Raw genomic sequence first — 23850 nt, forward strand, 5'->3', positions numbered from 1 at the left:
CCACCGATGGCGTGGCGGTCAGGCTGACGGTCGAGGTGTCGACGGTATCAGTGACACTGGTCACCGCTGGCGTACTGTTGACTGCCAGGTTCTCGAAGTTGCCCCCCGAGGCACCAGTAATGCGCGCGCTGACTTGTCCGGCATCGATGTACGGGTTATCACCATGCGCGGCAACCGCGACGCTGCCGGAGGTCTGGTTGGCCGCGATGGTGATGCTCTGGCCATTGCTCAAGGTTACGGTGACCGGCGATTGAGCGGCATTGGTCAGGGTTGCGGTATAGACGATCTGGCCGCCCTCGGCGACGGTCTGGGTGGCCGACAGCGAGACCGTAGTGGTGTCCTGCACATCGGTGACGCTGGTGCTGACCGGTGTCTGATTGGCAACCAGGTTTTCATAGTTGCCGCCGCTGACGCTGGTGATGTTGTTGGTGACCGGTGCATGGCTCTGATAGACATCGTTGCTCGCGGCACCAGTGGCGGTGCCGGAGCTCTGGCCTACCGGGATGGTGATGGTCTGGCCGTTGGCCAGGCTGACCACAACCGGGCTACCGGTGACTGGCGCCCCTACGCTGGCCGTATAAGTGATGGTGCCGCCCTCGGCCACGGATGGCGTGGCGGTCAGAGTGACGGTGGTGGTGTCGGTCACGTCCGTCACGCTGGTGCTGACTTGGGTCTTGTCTGCGACGAGGTTCTCGTAGTTGCCGCCGGATACGTTGCTGATGCTGTTGGTGACGGCAGGGTGGCCCTGGTAGACGTCGTTGCTGACGGCGGCTGTGGCGGTGCCGGAACTTTGGCCGACCGGGATTGTGATGCTCTGGCCGTTGGCGAGCGTTACCACGACGGCAGAACCGGTGACCGGTGCTGTCACCGACGCGGTGTACACGATGGTGCCGCCTTCAGCGATCGACGGCGTAGCGGTCAGGCTTACGGTCGAGGTGTCGACGGTATCGGTGACGGTGGTCACCGCCGGTGTGCTGTTGACCGCCAGATTCTCGAAATTACCGCCCGAGGCGTCGGTAATGCGCGCACTGACTTGGCCAGCGTCGAGGTACGGGTTATCACCATGTGTGGCGACCGCGACGCTGCCTGAGGTCTGGTTGGCGGCGATGGTGATGGTCTGGCCATTGCTCAAGGTCACAGTGACAGGAGACTGAGCAGCATTGGTCAGGGTCGCGGTGTAGACGATCTGACCGCCCTCGGCGACGGTCTGGGTGGACGACAGCGAGACCGTAGTGGTGTCCTGCACATCGGTGACGCTGGTGCTGACTGGTGTCTGATTGGCGACCAGGTTCTCGTAGTTGCCGCCGCTGACGCTGGTGATGTTGTTGGTGACCGGTGCATGGCTCTGATAGACATCGTTGCTCGCGGCACCGGTGGCGCTGCCGGAGCTCTGGCCAACCGGGATAGTGATGGTCTGGCCGTTGGCCAGGCTGACCACGACCGGGCTACCGGTAACCGGCGCGCCAACCGTCGCGGTGTAGATGATCGTACCGCCCTCGGTCACGCTCGGCGTGGCCGTCAGCGTGACCGTGGTGGTGTCTTGCACGTCGGTGACGCTGGTGCTGACCGTGGCGCTGTTGGCCACCAGGTTTTCGTAGTTGCCACCACTGACGGCGGTGATGCTGTTGGTGACCGGGGCATGGCCTTGGTAGACGTCGTTGCTCACGACACCGGTGGCGGTGCCGGAGCTCTGGCCGACCGGGATGGTGATGGTCTGCCCATTGGCCAGGCTCACCACCACCGGGCTGCCGGTGACGGGCGCGCCGACGCTGGCCGTGTAGGTGATGGAGCCAACTTCGGCCACTGAAGGCGTGGCCGTCAGGGTCACCGTGGTGGTGTCGGTGACATCCGTCACGTTGGTACTCACCTGAGTCTTGTCGGCGACCAGGTTTTCGTAGTTGCCACCAGACACGTTGCTGATGCTGTTGGTAACCGGTGCGTGGCCCTGATAAACGTCGTTGGACACCGCGCCGGTGGCGGTCCCGGAACTCTGGCCGACCGGAATAGTGATGGTCTGCCCATTGGTTAGGCTGACCACTACCGGGCTATCGGTGACCGGCGCGCCCACCGTGGCGGTGTAGATGATGGTCCCCCCTTCGGCCACGGATGGTGTGGCGGTGAGGGTGACGGTGGTGGTGTCCGTCACATCGGTCACGCTGGTGCTAACCTGGGACGTGTCTGCGACCAGGTTCTCGTAGTTGCCACCCGACACGTTACTGATGGCGTTGGTAATCGGCGCGTGCCCCTGATAGACGTCGTTGCTGACGGCACCTGTGACCGTACCGGCGCTTTGCCCGACGGCAATCGTTATGGTCTGCCCATTGGTCAGGCTGACCAAGACCGGGCTGCCGGTGACGGGAGCCCCTACGCTTGCGGTGTAGATGATGGTGCCGCCTTCGGCCACGGAAGGCGTCGCGGTCAAGGTGACAATGGTGGTGTCCGCTACATCGGTGACGCTGGTGCTGACCTGGCTCTTATCCGCGACCAGGTTTTCATAATTGCCGCCAGAAACACTGCTGATGCTATTGCTGACGGCCGGATGGCCTTGATAGACGTCGTTGCTGACGGCTGCCGTGGCGGTCCCCGAACTTTGCCCGACCGGTATGGTGATTGTCTGCCCGTTGGCCAGGGTCACCACCACGGCTGAGCCTGTTACCGGTGCGGTCACCGACGCGGTATACACGATGGTGCCGCCTTCGGCCACCGATGGCGTGGCGGTCAGGCTTACGGTCGAGGTGTCGACGGTATCGGTAACGGTAGTCACTGCAGGTGTGCTGTTGACCGCCAGGTTCTCGAAGTTACCGCCTGAGGCGCCGGTAATGCGCGCGCTGACTTGGCCGGCATCGATGTACGGGTTATCACCATGCGTGGCGACCGCGACGCTGCCTGTGGTCTGGTTCGCGGCGACGGTGATGGTCTGGCCATTGCTCAAGGTCACGGTGACTGGAGACTGAGCGGCATTGGTCAGGGTCGCGGTGTAGACGATCTGCCCGCCCTCGGCCACGGTCTGGGTGGCCGACAACGAGACCGTGGTGGTGTCCTGCACGTCGCTGACGCTAGTGCTGACCGGTGTCTGATTGGCGACCAGGTTTTCGTAGTTGCCGCCGGATACGTTGCTGATGCTGTTGGTGACGGCCGCGTGGCCTTGATAGACGTCGTTGTTCGCGGCGCCAGTGGCGGTGCCGGAGCTTTGGCCAACCGGGATAGTGATGGTCTGGCCGTTGGCCAGGCTGACCACCACCGGGCTGCCGGTGACCGGCGCATCCACGCTGGCGGTGTAGAGGATGGTGCCACCCTCGGCCACGGAAGGCGTGGCCGTCAGGGTGACGGTGGTGGTTTCTTGCACATCGGTCACGGTGGTGCTGACGGTGGCGGTATTGGCCACCAGGCTTTCGTAATTGCCGCCGCTGACCGCCGTGATGTTGTTGGTGACCGGCGCATGGCCTTGATAGACGTCGTTGCTAACGACAGCAGTGGCGGTACCGGAGCTCTGGCCAACCGCGATGGTGATGGACTGACCGTTAGCCAGGCTGACTACCACCGGGCTGCCAGTGACTGGCGCCCCTACGCTGGCGGTATAGGTGATGGTGCCGCCTTCGGCCACCGAGGGCGTGGCGGTCAGGGTGACGGTGGAGGTATCCGTCACATCGGTAACGCTGGTGCTGACCTGAGACTGATCGGCAACCAGGTTTTCGTAGTTGCCGCCGGATACGTTGCTGATGCTGTTGGTGACGGCAGGGTGGCCCTGGTACACGTCGTTGCTAACGTCAGCTGTGGCGGTGCCGGAGCTTTGGCCGACCGGGATGGTGATGGTCTGACCATTGGCCAGGCTCACCACTACCGCGCTGCCGGTAACCGGTGCGCCGACGGTGGCGGTGTAGATGATGGTCCCTCCCTCGGCCACGGATGGTGTGGCGGTGAGGGTGACGGTAGTGGTGTCCGTCACATCGGTCACGGTGGTGCTGACTGGGGTGCTGTTGGCAACCAGGTTTTCGTAGTTACCACCGCTGACAGCGGTGATGTTGTTAGTAATCGGTGCGTGGCCTTGATAGACATCGTTACTGACGGCGCTGGTGACAGTGCCAGAGCTTTGTCCGACTGGGATGGTGATGGCTTGGCCGTTGGCTAGGCTGATTACCACCGGATTGCCAGTGACGGGGGCGCCGACACTGGCCGTGTAGGTGATGGTGCCGCCTTCAGCCACGGATGGCGTTGCGGTCAAGGTGACAATGGTGGTGTCCGTTACATCGGTCACGCTGGTGCTGACCTGGGCTTTGTCGGCGACCAGGTTTTCGTAGTTGCCGCCGGATACGTTGCTAATGCTGTTGGTGACGGCAGGGTGGCCCTGATAGACGTCGTTGGAAACTGCAGTGGTAGCCGTGCCGGAACTCTGACCGACTGGGATGGTGATGCTCTGTCCATTGGCCAGGGTCACGACCACGGCTGAGCCGGTGACCGGGGCAGTCACCGTGGCGGTGTAGACGATGGTGCCGCCCTCGGCCACCGACGGCGTGGCAGTCAAGCTGACGGTCGAAGTGTCGACGGTATCGGTGACGGTGGTCACCGCAGGCTCGTTGTTGACCGCCAGGTTCTCGAAATTCCCACCCAAGGCGCTAGTAATGCGCGCGCTGACCTGGCCGGCATCGATGTACGGGTTATCACCATGCGTGGCAACCGCGACGCTGCCTGTGGTCTGGTTCGCGGCGATGGTGATGGTCTGCCCATTGCTCAGGGTCACAGTGACTGGAAACTGAGCGGCATTGGTCAGGGTCGCGGTGTAGACGATCTGCCCGCCCTCGGCGACGGTCTGGGTGGCCGACAGCGAGACTGTGGTGGTGTCCTGCACGTCGGTGACGCTGGTGCTGACCGGCGCCTGATTGGCGACTAGGTTTTCGTAGTTTCCACCACTGACGCTGGTGATGTTGTTGGTGACGGCCGCGTGGCTCTGGTACACGTCGTTGCTAACGACAGCTGTGGCGGTGCCGGAGCTTTGGCCGACCGGTATGGTGATGCTCTGGCCGTTGGCCAGGGTTACCACCACTGCTGAGCCTGTAACTGGCGCGTTGACCGTGGCGGTGTAGATGATCGTGCCGCCTTCGGCCACCGATGGCGTAGCGGTCAGGCTGACGGTCGAGGTGTCGACGGTATCGGTGACAGCGGTCACGGCCGGTGTGCTGTTGACCGCCAGATTTTCGAAGTTGCCCCCCGAAGCACTGGTGATCTTTGCGCTGACCTGGTCGGCATCGAGGTACGGGTTATCGCCGTGGGTGGCTACTGCGACGCTGCCTGTGGTCTGGTTGGCGGCGATGGTGATGGTCTGGCCATTGCTCAGGGTAACGGTGACTGGCGACTGCGCTGAATTGGTCAGGGTTGCGGTGTAGACGATCTGGCCGCCCTCGGCCACTGTCGGGGTGGCCGACAGCGAGACCGTAGTGGTGTCCTGCACGTCGGTGACACTGGTGCTGACAGGTGCCTGATTGGCAACCAGGTTTTCGTAATCGCCGCCTGTAACCGTGGTGATGCTGTTGGTGACGGCCGCGTGGCCTTGGTAGACGTCGTTGCTCACGGCAGCGGTAGCCGTGCCGGAGCTTTGCCCGACGGCGATAGTGATGGTCTGGCCGTTGGCCAGGCTGACCACTACCGGGCTGCCAGTGACTGGGGCGCCCACACTCGCTGTGTAGGTGATGGTGCCGCCCTCGACCACGGAAGGCGTTGCGGTCAGAGTGACAGTGGTGGTGTCCGTTACATCGGTCACGCTGGTGCTGATCTGGGACTTGTCCGCGACCAAGTTCTCGTAATTACCGCCGCTTACGTTGGAGATGCTGTTGGTGACGGCCGGATGGCCTTGATAGACGTCGTTTGAGACCGTAGCTGTGGCGGTCCCCGAACTTTGCCCGACTGGGATGGTTATGGTCTGCCCGTTGGCTAGGGTCACGACCACGGCAGAGCCAGTAACCGGTGCGGTCACCGTGGCGGTGTAGACGACTGTCCCGCCTTCGGCCACGGACGGTGTGGCGGTCAGAGTGACCGTGGTGGTGTCTTGCACATCGGTGACACTGGTGCTGACCACCGCTTTGTTCGCCACGAGGTTCTCATAATTTCCGCCAGAAACATTGCTGATGCTGTTGCTGACGGCAGGATGACCTTGATAGACGTCGTTGCTGACCGTAGCCGTGGCGGTCCCCGAACTTTGCCCGACTGGGATGGTGATGGTCTGCCAGTTGGCCAAGGTAACGACCACGGCAGAGCCGGTAACCGGTGCGGTCACTGTGGCGGTGTAGACGATCGTCCCGCCTTCGGCCACCGACGGCGTGGCGGTCAAGCTGACGGTCGACGTGTCGACGGTATCAGTGACACTGGTCACCGCAGGCGTACTGTTGACTGCCAGGTCCTCGAAGTTGCCCCCCGTTACATCAGTAATGCGCGCACTGACCTGGGCGGCGTCGATGTACGGGTTATCACCATGCGTGGCAACCGCGACGCTGCCGGAGGTCTGGTTGGCCGCGATGGTGATGGTCTGGCCATTGCTCAGGGTCACGGTTACCGGAGACTGAGCGGCATTGGTGAGGGTCGCGGTGTAAACGATCTGGCCACCTTCGGCCACGCTCGGCGTTGCCGACAGCGACACCGTGGTGGTGTCTTGCACGTCGGTGACGCTGGTGCTGACTGGTGTCTGATCGGCGACCAAGTTTTCGTAGTTACCACCGCTGATAGCGGTGATGTTGTTGGTAATGGGTGCGTGGCCTTGGTAAACGTCGTTACTGACGGCACCGATAGCAGTGCCAGAACTTTGCCCGACCGGGATGGTGATGTTCTGACCGTTGGCCAGGGTCACCACCACCGGGCTGCCAGTGACGGGGGCGCCCACACTGGCTGTGTAGGTGATGGTCCCGCCCTCGGCCACGGAAGGCGTTGCGGTCAAGGTGACAGTGGTGGTGTCCGTTACATCGGTGACGCTGGTGCTGACCTGGGATTTGTCGGCAACCAGGTTTTCGTAGTTGCCGCCGGATACGTTGTGAATGCTGTTGGTGACGGCAGGGTGGCCCTGGTACACGTCGTTGCTAACGACAGCCGTGGCGGTCCCCGAGCTTTGGCCGACTGGGATGGTAATGCTCTGGCCGTTGGCCAGGGTCACCACCACTGCTGAGCCGGTCACGGGCGCGTTGACCGTGGCGGTGTAAACGATCGTGCCGCCTTCGGCTACAGATGGCGTGGCCGTCAGGCTAACGGTCGAAGTATCGACGGTATCGGTGACGTTGGTCACTGCCGGTGTGCTGTCCACCTCCAGATTCTCGAAGTTGCCCCCCGCAGCACTGGTGATCTTCGCGCTGACTTGGCCGGCATCGAGGTACGGGTTATCACCCTGCGTGGCGACAGCGATGCTGCCTGTGGTTTGGTTGGCAGCGATGGTGATGGTCTGGCCATTGCTCAAGGTCACGGTGACCGGCGACTGAGCGGCGTTAGTCAGGGTCGCGGTGTAGACGATCTGCCCGCCTTCGGCGACGGTCTGGGTGGCCGACAGCGAGACCGTGGTGGTGTCCTGCACGTCGGTGATGCTGGTCCTGACTGGTGTTTGATCGGCAACCAGATTCTCGTAGCTGCCGCCGGTCACATTGCTGATGCTGTTGGTGACGGCAGCGTGGCCCTGGTAGACGTCGTTGCTGACGGCAGCTGTGGCGGTGCCGGAGCTCTGGCCGACCGGAATGGTGATGGTCTGGCCATTGGTCAGGCTGACCACGACCGGACTACCGGTAACTGGCGCTCCTATGCTGGCCGTGTAAATGATGGTGCCGGCTTCGGACACGCTTGGTGTGGCGGTGAGGGTGACGGTGGTGATGTCCTGTACATCCGTGACGCTGGTGCTGACCTGGCTATTGTCCGCGACCAGGTTTTCATAATTGCCGCCCGAAACATTGCTGATGCTATTGCTGACGGCAGGATGGCCTTGATAAACGTCATTGCTGACCGCCGCCGTGGCGGTCCCGGAGCTTTGGCCGACCGGGATGGTGATGCTCTGGCCGTTGGCCAGGGTCACCACCACTGCTGAGCCTGTAACTGGTGCGTTGACCGTGGCGGTGTAGACGATGGTGCCGCCTTCAGCCACCGACGGCGTGGCAGTCAAGCTAACGGTCGACGTGTCGACGGTATCAGTGACATTGGTCACCGCAGGCGTGCTGTTGACTGCCAGATTCTCGAAGTTGCCCCCCGAGGCAGCAGTAATGCGCGCACTGACCTGGCCGGCATCGAGATACGGGTTATCACCATGCGTGGCGACCGCGACGCTACCTGTGGTCTGGTTGGCGGCGATGGTGATGGTCTGGCCATTGCTCAGGGTCACGGTGACTGGCGACTGTGCGGCATTGGTCAGGGTCGCGGTGTAGACGATCTGACCGCCCTCGGCCACGCTCGGCGTTGCCGACAGCGACACCGTGGTGGTGTCCGTCACATCGCTCACGGTAGTACTGACTGGGGTGCTGTTGGCCATCAGGTTTTCGTAATTGCCGCCGCTGACGCTGGTGATGTTGTTGGTGACGGCGGCATGGCCTTGGTAGACGTCGTTACTGACGGCGGCGCTGGCGGTGCCGGAGCTCTGGCCAACGGGGATAGTGATGGTCTGGCCGTTGGCCAGGGTCACCACGACTGGGCTGCCAGTAACCGGCGCGCCCACAATGGCCGTGTAAGTGATGGTCCCGCCCTCGGCCACGGAAGGCGTGGCGGTCAGGGTGACGGTGGTGGTGTCCTGAACATCCGTGACCGTGGTGCTGACCGTGGCGGCACTAGCGACCAGGTTCTCGTAGTTGCCGCCGCTGACGCTGGTGATGTTGTTGGTAACCGGTGCATGGCCCTGATAGACATCGTTGCTCACGGCACCGGTGGCAGTCCCCGAGCTCTGCCCGACCGGGATGGTGATGGTCTGGCCGTTGGCGAGGTTGACCACGACCGGGCTGCCGGTGACCGGCGCCGCGACGCTGGCTGTGTAGACGATGCTGCCGCCCTCGGCCACCGACGGTGTGGCGGTCAAGGTGACGGTAGTAGTGTCCTGGACATCGGTCACCGTGGTGCTGACCGGCGCCGGGTTGGCCACCAGCTGCTCGTAATTGCCGCCGCTGACACCGGTGATGCTGTTGCTGATTGGCGCATGGCCTTTATAGACATCATTGCTGACGGCCGCCGTGGTGGTACCTGAGCTTTGCCCGACGGCAATGGTGATGCTTTGCCCGTTGGCCAAGGTCACCACCACGGGTGAGCCTGTGACTGGCGCGTTGACAGTGGCGGTGTAGACGATGGTTCCGCCCTCGGCCACAGACGGCGTGGCAGTCAGGGACACGGTCGTGGTGTCGACAGTATCGGTGATCGACGTCACCGCGGGCGTGCCGTTGACCGCCAGGCTTTCGAAGTTGCCACCCGTGGCATTGGTAATACGGGCGCTGACCAGGCTGGCCTGGGCATAGTGGTCATCGGCAGGTGCGGCCACACTGACGCTGCCCGAGGTCTGGTTAGCCGCGATGGTGATGGTCTGGCCATTGCTCAGGGTAACGGTGACGGCAGTCTCGCCCGGGTTGCTGAGGGTCGCCGTGTAGACGATCTGGCCGCCCTCGGCCACGCTCGGGCTCGCGCAAAGGCTGACAGTGGTAACGTCCTGGATATCATTGATAGTCGTGCTGGCAGGCTGGGAGTTGGCGACCAGATTCTCGAAGTTACCCCCGGAAACCCCGGAGATGCTCGTACTGACCTGGCCTTGTCCCTGGCTCAGATAAACATCGTTGCCGACCGGCACGCTAACCGTGCCGCTGCTCTGGCCGACCGCCACTGTGATGGTCTGGCCGTTGCTCAGGGTCACCACCACCGGTGTACCGGTAACCGCCGCCGAGAGGCTGGCGGTGTAGACAATGACGCCGCCTTCGGCCACGGAGGGCGTGGCAGTCAGGGTGACGGTGGTGATATCGGCCGAATCGCTGACCACGGTCAGAGCCGGAGCCGGGTTGGCTTCCAGGTGTTCGAAGTTGCCACCGGTGGCGGAGAGGATGTGGGTGCTGAGGGTGGTCGCGCCCTCGTACACATCGTTGGCCGTCTGCAGCACCACGCTGGCGCTGCTCTGACCTGCGCCGATGCTGATGACCTGGCCGTTGGACAGGGTGACCGTGACAGGCGACTGGGCCGGGTTACTCAGGGTCACGGTGTAGGTGATTACGCCGCCCTCTGTCACGCTCGGGCTGGCGCTGAGGGTGGCGGTGGTGGTATCGACGGCACCGACTACGCGGGTGTCGGCCGGGGTCCCGTCGATGGCGACCTGGATACCGCCGCCGCTGGTGCCGGTGATGCTGGTCGAGATGTGACGGTCATCGGCATACACGGTGCTGCCCGGCGTGACCGGCACGCTCACCGAGCCACTGGTCTGCCCGGCGGCGATCACGATCACCGCACCATTGGACAAGGTTACGGTCAGCGCGCTGAGCGGCGCCTGGCCGACCGTGGCGACGTAGACGATGCTGCCACCGGCCTCGCTGATCGACGGCGTAGCGCTAAGCGCCACGGCCGTAGCCAGGTCGGCGACCGCCGCAGTGGCGGCACTCTGCGGCCCGGCGGCGAAATCGAAGTTAAGGCTTTCGCTGAAATTCAGCGGCCCGGTCTGGAAGCCGATGTTCGGGTCGACCCGGGCAGCTGTTTCCTCAAGCAGAACGAAACTGTGCCCACCACCCAGCGCACCGCCGCCACTGCCGCCCGAGGAGGCCGGGCCGGCGGCGGTAGCTTCCAGCGCCGTGGTCGGGTCGACACCCGCCTGGATCGCCTGTTGCAGTTGCTCTACTGACGGTGCCGTCTGTGCGGTGGCCATGCTCATGTCGGTGCTGTGGTCGGCCGCGCTGGCGCTCCATTGGCTGTCGCGGCCCAGATCTACATAGCGGCCGTCGGTCAGTTGCAGCGTGACGGCACCTCCGACACCGGTCAGTACCTGCTCGCCTGCGAACAGGCGGTCTCCTTCGATGAGCACGCGGCGTATGCCTTCCGGCGATACGGCGATGACTTGGCCAACAATGCTTTTGACGATGGCGACTACGGTGCTCATGGGTTTCTCCAAATGACTCGACCAGTGCCTTCCATGCCCGTTCGGCGCTCGAAACCGGTGGGTTGTGGAATGATGTGAAAGTGCCTCTATTTATAGGCCCGTCAAACTTTCGCGCATGGAATGCTTGCGCGTTCTAGGACAGTCGAAATATTGACTTTCTGCGCTGATTTACGAGCGGCGGCCAATCTAAAGTCATATCGTTAAATAGCCGCTTGCCAATTCTTACTTTCGTATTAGTTGTATAGGTGTTGTCTGTCTTGAGCCGGCGATATTACCCGTAGGTCCCGTCGTTTCTGGGTTTCGCAGGCGTGCTAAAAGCGTTGTAGAACTTATGGCTTGCGTGTAGCTCATCTCGCGTTAGTCTTTGAGTATCGCTGTTCGCTTGTCGGCTATAGGCAGAAAGTCTTAGCGAATTGAAAATATTCAGCAGCGCTATTGTCTGCTTGAAAGAACACTGGGCCATTGTTGATGGGTGCCTGTCCCAATTACCGCAAGGAAGAGAGCGCCACGTGGAATCCGAAGTCCGTCGAGCCCAGCTCAGTCACGACCCGCGTAGTCAGCATGACGATCCGCTGCTGGATTGCCTGCTGACCCTCTGTGTGCTGCATCAGAAACCCGCCAGTCGGGTGATGCTGACCACCGGCTTACCCTTGCCGGCCCAGCGCCTGAACGCCGAGCTGCTGCCCCGCGCCGCCGCCCGCGCCGGGCTGCAGGGGCGCCTGTTGCAGCGCAAGCTGGAGCAGATCCCGAGCATCGCCATGCCGGCCATGCTGCTGCTCAAGGAAGGCCGCGCCGCAGTGCTGCTTGGGTGGGAAAACGCCGACACCGCACGTCTGCTGCTCAGCGAGAGCGACGGCGGCGAGGTGCTGGTCAGCCGCGAGGCGCTGGTCGAGGACTACAGCGGCAAGGTGTTCTTCGCCCAGCCGCAGCACAAGTACGACGTCAACCATGGCAACCTGATTCCGCGTGCGAAGTCGTGGTTCCGAGACACCCTGCTGCGCAGTAAGTGGCTGTACATGGATGCTATCGCCGCCAGCCTGGTGATCAACCTGATTGCCCTGGCCGCGCCGCTGTTCGTGATGAACGTCTATGACCGCGTGGTGCCCAACCAGGCCACCTCGACCCTGTGGGTGCTGGCGGTGGGCATTACCGGTGCCTACCTGTTCGACCTGATCCTCAAGGGCCTGCGCAGCCTGTGCCTGGACCTGGCCGGCAAGAAGACCGACCTGATCATCTCGGCCACGCTGTTCGAGCGCATCGTCGGCATGTCGATGAAGTACCGCCCGGCGCGGGTCGGCAGCTTTGCCCAGAACATTCACGAATTCCAGGGGCTGCGCGACTTCCTCGCCTCTTTGACCCTGACCAGCCTGATCGACCTGCCGTTCACCCTGATCATTCTCATGGTCATCGCCATCGTCGGCGGGCACCTGGTGTGGATCCCGGTGCTCGCCTTCCCGTTGGCGCTGGGCATTGGCTACGCCCTGCAAAAACCCCTAATGGCGACCATGGAGCGGACCATGGCACTGGCTTCCGAGCGCCAGTCGAGCCTGATCGAAACCCTCGCTGGGCTGGATGCAGTCAAGGTCAACAACGCTGAAAGCGAGCGCCAGTACCGCTGGGAGCAGACCCTTGGCACCCTCAGCCGCCTCGAGTTGCGGGTGAAGGTGCTGTCGGGCCTGGCCATGAACATCACCTTGATGATCCAGCAGATGGCCGGTGTGGCGATGATTTGCGTCGGCGTGTATCAGATCATCGACGGCAACCTGAGCATGGGCGGCTTGGTGGCCTGCTACATGCTCAGTGGTCGTGCCCTCGGCCCCCTCGGGCAGTTGAACGGGCTGCTGGCGCGTTATCAACAGGCCAAGGTGACCATGGTTTCTACCAACCAGATGATGGAGCTGCCGCAGGAGCGCAACTTCGAAGAGCGGCCGCTCAGCCGCCAGGTGCTGCAGGGCGCGATCGAGTTCCGCGGGGTCGATTTTACTTACCCGAACCAGCAGAACATGGCCCTGAAGAACATCAGCCTGAACATCCGCCCGGGTGAGAAAGTCGGCATCATTGGCCGCAGCGGCTCGGGCAAGAGTTCGCTGGCCAAGCTGATCGTCGGGCTGTACGAGGCGGACAACGGCTCGCTGTTGGTGGACGGCGTGGACATCCGCCAGATCGACGTCAGCGAGCTACGCCACAACGTCGGCTATGTGCCGCAGGATATCCAGCTGCTGGCCGGTACCCTGCGCGACAATCTGGTCAGTGGGGCCCGTTACATCGAGGACGAGCTGATCCTGCAAGCCGCTGAATTGGCCGGCGTGCACGAGTTTGCCCGCCTGCACCCCGATGGCTACGAGCTGCAGGTGGGCGAGCGTGGCCAGAACCTCTCCGGCGGTCAGCGGCAGAACGTTGCCCTGGCCCGTGCGCTGCTGCTCAACCCACAGATTCTGCTGCTCGACGAGCCCACTGCGGCCATGGACAATACCGGCGAAGAGCGCCTCAAGCAGCGCCTGCAGGCGGTGATCGAGAGCAAGACCGTGTTGCTGGTGACCCACCGGGCCTCGCTGCTGACGCTGGTCGACCGGTTGATCGTCATCGACCGCGGCCAAGTGGTTGCCGATGGCCCGAAAGCCGCCGTCATGGATGCACTGAAGAAGGGGCAGATCAGTGTTGCATAAGCTCGATATCGGTCAGTTCAAGGACAGCCTGCGCCGCTATTTCAAGGGCTCCGACTCGCTGCACGGGCAGCCGCTGCCAGAGGTCAACAAAGCGCTCATCGAAGACGCCCCGCGCGTCGTGCGCCTGACCATCTGGGGTGTGATCGCGTTCTTCCTGTTCCTCATCGTCTGGGCCTGTTTCGCGCCCATCGACGAAGTCACCCGTGGCGAGGGCAAGGCCATTCCCTCGTCCAAAGTGCAGAAGGTGCAGAACCTCGAAGGCGGCATCGTCGCCGAGATCTTCGCCAAGGAAGGGGAGGTGGTGGAGGTCGGCCAGCCGCTGCTGCGCCTGGACGAAACCCGCTTTATCTCGAACAAGGGCGAAACCGAGGCCGAGCGCGTGGCCATGGCCTTGCGCGTCGAGCGCCTGAGCGCCGAGGTCGAAGGCACCCCGCTGAAAATTGACGACAAGCTGCGCGAGGCCGCGCCCAGCCAGGCGTCTAGCGAAGAGTCGCTGTTCGCCAGCCGACGTCAGCAGTTGGCTGACGAGGTCAATGGCCTCCAGCAGCAACTGGTGCAGAAGCAGCAGGAGCTGCGTGAGTTCAACTCCAAGCGTGCCCAGTACGCCAGCAGCCTGCAGTTGCTGAACCAGGAGATCGGCATGTCCGAGCCGCTGGTGGCCAGGGGGGCGGTTTCCCAGGTCGAGATCCTGCGCCTGCGCCGCTCTGAAGTGGAAACCCGTGGCGAGCTGAGCGCCACCGAACTGGCTATCCCGCGCGCCGAGGCGGCGGTGAAGGAAGTGCAAAGCAAAATCGAGGAAACCCGCGGCAAGTTCCGCAGTGACGCCCTGACCCAGCTTAACGAGGCGCGCACTGACCTGAACAAGGCTACCGCTACCACCAAGGCGCTGGATGATCGGGTCAACCGCACACTGGTCACTTCACCGGTGCGCGGCATCGTCAAGCAACTGCTGGTGAACACGATCGGCGGGGTGATCCAGCCGGGCAGCGACATCATCGAGATCGTGCCGCTGGACGATACCTTGGTGATCGAGGCGAAGATCCTGCCCAAGGACATCGCCTTCCTGCACCCGGGGCAAGAGGCCATGGTCAAGTTCACCGCCTACGACTACACCATCTACGGCGGCCTTGAGGCCAAGCTGGAGCAGATCGGTGCTGACACCATCACCGACGAAGACAAGAAGACCACCTACTACCCGATCCGCCTGCGCACCGAGAAGAGCCACCTGGGCAGCGACGCCAAGCCGCTGCAGATCATCCCCGGGATGGTTGCCACGGTGGACATCAAGACCGGCAAGAAGACCATCATGAGCTACCTGCTCAAACCAATCATCAAGGCTCGCACCGAGGCCCTGCGCGAGCGCTGAGGGTTTGACGGGTGAGGGCCCTGTAGGAGCGGGCTTGCCCCGCGAACACCGGCGAAGCCGGTGCCATCCAGCGAAATATAGGGCACCGGCTTCGCCGGTGTTCGCGGGGCAAGCCCGCTCCTACAAGGATCGTGCAGGCAGGATGCGGCTCAGATCAACCCAGTGTCTTCATCTTCCTCGATCAGGTTGTTCAAGCTGCCCAGCGCCTTGCGCGCGGTGGAGCGGTTGAGCAGCTTGGCCTGGGCGCCAGCGGGCAGGTCGGTGATGCTGATCACGCCCTTGGTGGTCAGCACGTCGATCAGGTCCTCCAGCACGCGGATCATGTCCAGGTCGCTCTGCTTGAGCTGTCGCAGGCTCGTCTCGACCACGTCGTCGGCAAACCATTCGAGGATGTCGGCATGGTCGGCCGGGAGCATTTCCGTGAATTCGGCATAGGGGGCAGCTTCTACCCGCAGCAACTGGCCGTCGGCGTCGCGTTGCACGTAGAACATGGCGTCGTCCCTCGTCACGATGGTTCCTTAGTTGGTAATCCGCAGCATAGGCAAAGTTCACCGGGCAGGTGAACCTGGCGCGTGAGTATGCGCTGCGTGAGGGTGTCAGGGAAGGCCGCCCCTGCGGTGGCCAGGGCTGGCCACCGCAGGAAGGGGATCAGTGATCGACCTTGATGGTCGGGTCGGCACCGCTGATCAACGCGTTGATCGTGGTGTTCGACCAGTTTACGCCTTCGAGCTTGATGGTCACGTCGGCGCTGCCACCAGCGTTGAACTTGCCGTCGGAGCTGACCTGCAAGGTCGAGGTGCCGTCTGCCGCGGTGGCGATCTTCAGGTAGTTGTCGATGGTGCTGGCGGTCTCGCCCTGCAGCAAGTCGTGCAGGTCGAGGCGGTCACCCTCGCTGGCCTTGAAGTCCTTGATCACGTCGTTGCCGATGTCACCGGCTTTCCACACGAACAGGTCGGCACCGCTACCGCCGATCAGGATGTCATCGCCCTGCCCACCGATCAGGGTGTCGTTGCCGCTGCCGCCGAGCAGGATGTCATTGCCCTTGCCGCCATCGAGGTAGTCGTTGCCACCCTGGCCGAAGATGATGTCATTGCCTGCGCCGCCCAGCAGTGTATCGGCACCGTCGTTGGCCCCCGAGATGTCGAACTCGGTGTAGTGCTCACTGACATACTTGTGCATCGCCCGCGCATCCACGTCACCGACATCGACCCCGGTCTTGCCGGCGACATAGGCTTGGATGGCCTCGACACCGGTGCCAGCGATGGACGGGAACGTCACCAGGTCGCCGAAGATGATGTCGTTACCGTCGCCGCCGTTAACAGTGTCGTTGCCCGGCAGGGTGGCTTCGGTGTGGCCGAGGATGGCATCGGCGAGCTTGCTCGGGTCGATGTTGGTCTGCGGCTTGCCGTCGGTGTCGTATGGCTTCAGATCGTTGGCATTGACCCCGTTGTTCAGGCCGATCGCCTCGACGTCGGACAGGCCCGAGAGGATCTTGAAGCTGTCGGCCGAGTTGGTACTGGTGGCGGTGTTGGTGGAGTTGCCGGTACCCGCCAGCGACGACAGCTCGTAGCCGCCGTTGCCTTCGGCATGCAACTGGCCGGAGGTGCTGTACGACCAGCTGCCTTTGCTGTAGCTCTGCACCTGCAGGTTGCCGCTGCTGTCGATGCTGATGTAGTTGGTGTTGTTGATGTAGGCATTGACCGTCATGCCCGCCTTGTAATTGATCGAGGCGAGGTAGTCGTCCATGGTGACGCCGGAGTTGCCCAGGGTCGGGTTGGTCTTCTCGTTGGTCTGGTAGTAGGTCGGCTGGCCGTCGGTAATGAAGAATGTCTGGTTGCTGCCGGTGCTGCCCGCCGCCTTGAGCGTCTCGAACCAGTTGGCGGTGGTCTTGAAGGCGTCTTCGTAGTTGGTACCGCCGCCGGACGACAGGGTATTGAGCGCCGCAAGCAGCGTTTTCAGGCCCGCGTCGTTGAGGGTCACCGAGACCGTGCTCTTGACCTGAGTGGCGAAGTCCACCAGAAGGATATTGACCACGCCCGACTGGGCGCCTTTGACGCTGGCGGCCAGGGTCTTGAACACCGATTCCAGCGAGCTCTTCGCCGCGCTCACGCCCGACGAGCCCATCGAGCCCGAGGTATCGACGATGAAGGCGATGTTGTAGTTCTGCCCCGGCACCACGTGCAGGCCGTTGACGTCCGAGACGATGATGTCGTTGCCATCGGTACCGCTGATGGTGTCGCTGTCGGACGACAGGTTGCTGGTGGTGTAGGCCTGTGGGTAGACCGTGACCTTGATGGTGCCTTCGGTGGTGGCGGTGCTGCCGCCGAAGCTTTCGCTCGAGGTCGAGCTGACCTTCACATCGAACTGGCCCTGATAGTAGGCCGGTGGCTTGATGGTCAGGCTGCCCAGGTTCCAGCCGGTGACGTCGACCGCGCCGCTGCCCACGGTGATGGTGTGGCCAGCGCTGTCGGCCAGCACCGAGCCTGCCGGAATGCCCGAGAGTTTGACGCTCAGCGATTCCGAGCCGTCGGTGTCGGTCAGCGCGGTGTTGATGCTGACCAGCTTGATCGGCGCACCGTTCTCGCCGCCTTCATTGAGCTTGTAACCGTCGTAGTAACCGGTGCCGTTGCTGCCATGCAGGTCGGACACGGTGACGCCGGCATTCGCCAGCGCGCTGACGTTCGGGTACATCGGGATGTTGGCGCTGTTGAGGTCGGTGACCGCGCCTTTGTCCACCTGGATATTGACGTCCAGGCTGCCCGGGCCGGCCTGGTTGGCGCTGTAGATTTCCAGGGTGTAGTAGCCGCTGGTGGTCGGTGTGAAGCTGCCGGAGATCGCACCGCTGGAATTGGCCCAGATGGCGCCAGCGACGTTCTTGCCGCCGATGACAATTTGCAGGCTGTCGTCGGCGGTGCCGCTGAAGGTGTAGGTTTTGCCGGCTTCCAGGTAGATAAGGCCGGAAGTCTTCGAGCCCGAGCCTGCGGTGATGCTGGCATTGGTGTCGACCGTGGTCACGGTTTCGGTCTTGCCTGCCTTGCCCGAGTTGGCGAATACGTTCTTCAGCGCGTCACCGGTGATGCCGTTGCCGTTGGTGCCCAGGCCGGTGAGGCTGGCCCAGGTTTCCTTGGTCAGGCCCAGCGAGTTGACGCTGTTGTTGCCGATGCTCAGCGACGGGGCGTCGGCGACCGGCTTGATGTCGACCTTCAGCGTGGCCTGGCTGCCCGCATCCTTGCCGTCGGTAGGCGTGTACTTGATCTGCGCGTAGTCGGCTTGCTTGTTGCCCACGCCGGTGCCGCCGTAGCCGTCGATGCCCGACTCGTTGGTGCCCGGTACGAACTTGAGCTTGCCGGCGGCGATGTCGGCCTGGCTGATGGTCTGGCCGGCCTTGACGTCGGTCCAGGTCGAGCCGACCAGCAACTGCAGTTTGCCGGCACCCGGCAGGCTGTTGATGGTGACGCCCAGGCTGCTGACTGGGGAATCCACGTCGCTGACGTTGAAGTCGCTCCAGGCCAGCACCAGGTCGGTGTCCTCAGTGCCGGTGACCGCGCCGCCGGTGGTGGTCGGCGCATCGTTCACGGCAACCACGTTGACCGTGGTGGTCGCGGTGTTCGAGGTGTTGACCCCATCGGTCACCGTCACCGTGATGATCCGCGGCGTGGTGCTCGGGTCATGGCTGGTGTTGATGAAGGTGATGTTCTTGATCGCCTGGATGTAGTCGGCCAGCGACGCGTTGCCGCTCAGGGTCAGTACCACCTTGCCTTCGGTGCTGTTGGCGTTGATGGTGATGCCGTTGACGCTGTTGCCCAGGTTCAGCGCATCGCCCGGCTGACGGTTGGTCAGGGTGACAGTGGCGCCGGTCAGCATCGAGCTGTCGTAGTCGGTGATGGTCACGTCGACATCGCCGATCGACACGCCGCTGCCGGCCTGTCCTTCGGTGAAGGTGGTCTGGTAGTCGGCGCCGGTCTTGCCGCTGGAGTTGTTGGCGTCCAGGTCCAGCACCGGGGCCGGCTCGTAGATTACCGTGGTGGCGCTGCCGGCAGTGCTGCTGATGGCCAGGTTCTCGAAGTTGCCGCCGGTGGCCGAGTCGATCTTGACGGTGAACTGCTCGGTGCCTTCGGTGACGTTGTCCTGGAGGGTCGGGATGGTGAAGGTGGCCGTGGAGCTGTTGGCCTTGATCACCACGGTGGCCACGCCGGTGTAGTCGGCACCGTTGGTGGCGGTGCCACTGTAGGCCAGCTTCACGGTCACATCGGTCTGCGCCGGGTTGGTCAGCGTCAGGGTGTAGGTGGCCAAGCCGCCCTCGGCCACCGCGGCAGTGCCGTTGATGCTCAGGGTAGTGGTCTGGATGGTGTCGGTCACGGCGGTGACCGCGGCCTTGTCGCTGACGGTCAGCTGCTCGAAGTTGCCACCGGTGGTGCCGGTGATGGTCGCCGAGACGTTGCTCGCACTGATGTACACGTCATTGGCCGGGGCGGCGACAGTGACGGTGCCGGAGCTCTTGCCAGCGTCGATCTGGATCACCGCACCGTTGCTCAAGGTCACCGTCATCGCGGTGTCGGCCTTGTTGGTCAAGGTGGCGGTGTAGACGATCTGGCCACCTTCGGCAACGGTCTGGGTGGCGCTGAGGCTCAGGCCGGTGTTGTCGATGGTATCGGTGACCTTGGTCTCGATGAACGCACCGTCGGTGATCAGCTGCTCGAAGTCGCCACCGGTGGAGCCCGTGATATTGACCTTCAGCGTGCTGGCATCGATGTACGGATCATCGGCTGGCGCGTTGATGGTCACACTGCCTTCGCTCAAGCCCTTGCCGATGGTGATGACTTCACCGTTGCTCAGGGTGATCTTCATTTCGCTGCCGGCCGGATTGGTCAGCTTGGCGGTGTAGGTGATCTGGCCACCTTCGGCGACAGTCGGCGTTGCGGTCAGGCTCAGGCCGGTGGTGTCCTTGGTGTTCGGGCCATCGGTCACTGTGGTGCTCGGGGTTCCGGTGGTGACCAGCTTCTCGTAGTTGCCACCGCTGACGTTGGTGATGCTGTTGGTCAGTGGCGCATTGGTGTTGTAGACGTTGTTCGGCGCGGTGTAGTTGACCGAACCGCTGGTTTCGTTGATGCCGATGGTGATGGTCTGGCCGTTGGCCAGGCTGATCACCAGCGGGTGCTCGGTCACCGGCGAAGTGACGGTAGCGGTGTAGGTAATCACGCCGCCCTCGGTCACGTTCGGGGTGGCGGTCAGCGTCACGGTGCTGGTGTCGATGGTGTCGATCACGGCTGTGACCGCCGGTGTCGGGCTGACGGCCAGTTTTTCGAAATCACCACCGGTGGTGCCGGTGATGGTCGCGCTTACGTTGCCGGCATCCACGTACACGGTGTTTTTTGGCGCGTCGACGGTGACGGTGCCTTCGCTCAGCCCTTTGGCGATGGTGACCACCGAGCCGTTGCTCAGGTTGATGGTCATGGCGCTGCCGGCCGGGTTGCTCAGCTTGACGGTGTAGGTGATCTGGCCGCCTTCCTGGACGGTACCGGTCGCGCTCAGGCTGACGTTGGTGGTGTCCAGGTTGTTCGGGTTGTCGGTGATCGTGGTGCTCGGGTTACCGGCAGTGACCAGCTTCTCGTAGTTGCCGCCGGTGACGCCGGTGATGCTGTTGGTCAGCGTCGGGTTAGTGGCGTAGACGTTGTTCGGCGCGGTGTAGTTGACCGAGCCGCTGGTCTCGTTGATGCCGATGGTGATGCTTTGGCCGTTGGCCAGGGTAATCACCAGCGGTTTCTCGGTGACCGGCGCGGTGACCGTGGCGGTGTAGGTGATCACGCCGCCTTCCACAGCCGATGGCGTGGCGCTGAGGGTCACGGTGCTGGTGTCGATGGTGTCGGTGACCGATGTCACGGCCGGGGTCGCGCTGATGGCCAGCTTCTCGAAGTCACCGCCAGTGGCGCCAGTGATGGTCGCGCTGACGCTGCCGGCGTCCACATAGACGGTATTCTTCGGCGCATCGACGGTGATGGTGCCTTCGCTGAGGCCTTTGGCGATGGTAATCACCGCGCCGTTGCTCAGAGTCACTTTCATTTCTGTGCCGGCCGGGTTGGTCAGCTTGGCGGTATAGGTGATCTGGCCGCCTTCCTGGACGGTGCCGGTGGCGCTCAGGCTGAGCCCGGTGGTATCCAGTTTGTTCGGGTTGTCGGTGACCACGGTGGTGGTCGTGCCGCTGGAGACCAGTTTCTCGTAGTTACCGCCGGTGACACCGGTGATGCTGTTGGTCACCGGGGTGTTGGTGTTGTACACGTTGTTCGGTGCAACGAAGTCGACCGAGCCGGAGCTGGCGTTGACCGGGATGGTGATGGTCTGGCCGTTTGCCAGAGTAATCACCAGCGGCGCACCCGTGACCGGAGCGGTAACGCTCGCGGTGTAGGTGATCACGCCGCTTTCGACGGCCGAAGCGGTCGCCGTCAGGGTCACGGTCGAGGTGTCGATCGAGTCGGTGACCGAGGTCACGGCTTCGTTCGGGCTGACGGTCAGGTGTTCGAAGTCGCCGCCCGTGGTGCCGGTGACACTTACTTTGACTTCACCGGCATCGACGTAGACGGTGTTCTTCGGCGCGTCGACCGTGATCGAACCTTCGCTCAGACCCTTGGCGATGGTGATTACCGCGCCGTTGCTCAGGGTCACCTTCATTTCGCTGCCAGCCGGGTTGGTCAGCTTGGCGGTGTAGGTGATCTGGCCGCCTTCCTGGACCGTGTCAGTGGCGGTCAGGGTCAGGCCGGTGTTGTCCAGCTTCGCCGGGTCATCGGTGACCACGGTGCTTGGCGTACCTGCGGATTCCAGCTTCTCGTAGTTGCCACCGGTGACACCGGTGATGCTGTTGGTCACCGGGGTGTTGGTGTTGTAGACGTTGTTCGGTGCAACGAAGTCGACCGAGCCGGAGCTGGAATTGACCGGGATGGTGATGGTCTGGCCGTTCGCCAGAGTGATCACTAGAGGAGCACCGGTGACCGGCGCAGTGACAGAAGCGGTGTAAGTGATTACGCCGCCCTCGGTCACGCTCGGCGTGGCAGTCAGGGTCACGGTCGAGGTATCGATCGAGTCGGTGACCGATGTCACGGCTTCGTTCGGGCTGACGGTCAGGTGCTCGAAGTCACCACCGGTGGTGCTGGTGACGCTCACTTTGACTTCACCAGCATCCACGTAAACCGTGTTGGCCGGTGCAGGAACAGTAACGCTGCCTTCGGTCTGGCCCTTGGCGATGGTGATGGTTTCACCATTGCTGAGGGTGACTTTCATCTCGGTGCCAGCCGGATTCGTCAGCTTGGCGGTGTAAACGATTTCGCCGCCTTCCTGGACAGAGCCGGTGGCAGACAAGGTCAGGCCGGTGTTGTCCAGTTTCGCTGGGTCATCGGTCACTACGGTGCTTGGCGTACCTGCGGTTTCCAGCTTCTCGTAGTTGCCACCAGTGACGCCGGTGATGCTATTGGTCACCGGGGTGTTGGTGTTATAGACGTTGTTCGGTGCAACGAAGTCGACCGAACCGGAGCTGGAATTGACCGGGATGGTGATGGTCTGGCCGTTAGTCAGAGTGATCACCAGCGGAGCACCGGTGACCGGCGCAGTGACAGAAGCGGTGTAAGTGATTACGCCGCCCTCGGTCACGCTCGGCGTGGCAGTCAGGGTCACGGTGCTGGTGTCGATGCTGTCGGTCACCGAGGTGACGGCAGCATTTGGGCTGACTTCCAGGTGTTCGAAGTCGCCACCGGTAGTGCCGGTGACACTTACTTTGACTTCACCGGCATCGACGTACACGGTGTTGGCCGGTGCAGGGACGGTGACGCTGCCTTCGCTGAGGCCCTTAGCGATGGTGATGGTTTCACCATTGCTCAGGGTGACCTTCATCTCGCTGCCAGCAGGATTGGTCAGCTTGGCGGTGTAAACGATCTCGCCGCCTTCCTGGACGGTGCCAGTGGCGGTCAGGCTCAAACCGGTGTTGTCCAGTTTCGCTGGATCATCGGTGACCACGGTGCTTGGCGTACCTGCGGTTTCCAGCTTCTCGTAGTTGCCACCAGTGACGCCGGTGATGCTGTTGGTCACCGGGGTGTTGGTGTTATAGACGTTGTTCGGTGCTACGAAGTCGACCGAACCGGAGCTGGAATTGACCGGGATGGTGATGGTCTGGCCGTTGGCCAGAGTAATCACCAGCGGAGCACCGGTTACCGGCGCAGTAACCGAGGCGGTGTAGGTGATCACGCCGCCTTCGACAGCCGAGGCAGTTGCGGTCAGCGTCACGGTCGAGGTGTCGATCGAGTCGGTCACGCCAGTCACGGCTGGGGCAGGGTTGACTTCCAGATTCTCGAAGTCGCCGCCGGTGGTGCCGGTGACGGTGACTTTGACTTCACCGGCATCGACGTACACGGTGTTGGCCGGTGCAGGGACGGTGACGCTGCCTTCGCTGAGGCCCTTAGCGATGGTGATGGTTTCACCATTGCTCAGGGTGACCTTCATTTCGGTGCCAGCCGGGTTAGTCAGCTTGGCGGTGTAAACGATCTCGCCGCCTTCCTGGACGGTGCCAGTGGCGGTCAGGGTCAGGCCGGTGTTGTCCAGTTTCGCTGGGTCATCGGTCACTACGGTGCTTGGCGTACCTGCGGTTTCCAGCTTCTCGTAGTTGCCACCGGTCACACCGGTGATGCTGTTGGTCACTGGGGTGTTGGTGTTGTACACGTTGTTCGGTGCAACGAAGTCGACCGAGCCGGAGCTGGCGTTGACCGGGATGG

4 protein-coding genes and 1 pseudogene are annotated in these 23850 nt (G+C 62.9%); 2 read left to right on the forward strand and 3 right to left on the reverse strand.

Going from position 1 to position 23850, the window contains the following annotated elements; genetic code table 11:
* The coding region (locus tag APH28_RS25495; protein ID WP_060513217.1) for a retention module-containing protein at window positions 1–11065 on the reverse strand (11065 nt) is incomplete at its 3' end.
* A gap of 509 nt (window positions 11066–11574) precedes the next feature.
* Here APH28_RS25495 and APH28_RS25500 point away from each other — a divergent pair.
* Complete coding sequence (locus tag APH28_RS25500; protein ID WP_060513218.1) at window positions 11575–13731, forward strand: type I secretion system permease/ATPase; 2157 nt, start codon at window positions 11575–11577, stop codon at window positions 13729–13731.
* Window positions 13721–15097, forward strand: coding sequence for an HlyD family type I secretion periplasmic adaptor subunit (locus APH28_RS25505; protein WP_060513219.1), 1377 nt, complete (start codon window positions 13721–13723; stop codon window positions 15095–15097). The genes APH28_RS25500 and APH28_RS25505 overlap by 11 nt, the downstream gene beginning before the upstream one ends.
* Window positions 15098–15246: 149 nt before the next feature.
* Here APH28_RS25505 and APH28_RS25510 read toward each other — a convergent pair whose 3' ends face one another.
* Both APH28_RS25510 and APH28_RS25515 read right to left on the reverse strand, forming a co-directional pair.
* Window positions 15247–15588: a hypothetical protein gene (locus tag APH28_RS25510; RefSeq protein WP_060513220.1), complete on the reverse strand. Its 342-nt coding sequence runs from the start codon at window positions 15586–15588 to the stop codon at window positions 15247–15249.
* A gap of 157 nt (window positions 15589–15745) precedes the next feature.
* Window positions 15746–23809, reverse strand: a pseudogene (locus APH28_RS25515) (immunoglobulin-like domain-containing protein); the annotation flags it as partial.
* Between the last annotated feature and the right edge of the window lie 41 nt (window positions 23810–23850).

It is taken from the genome of Pseudomonas sp. NBRC 111124 (assembly GCF_001320245.1).
Taxonomy (GTDB): Bacteria; Pseudomonadota; Gammaproteobacteria; order Pseudomonadales; family Pseudomonadaceae; genus Aquipseudomonas.

Excerpts from the sequence above, each read along its gene's own strand:
- APH28_RS25510 (WP_060513220.1), bottom strand. The coding sequence starts at position 15,588 with ATGTTCTACGTGCAACGCGACGCCGACGGCCAGTTGCTGCGGGTAGAA.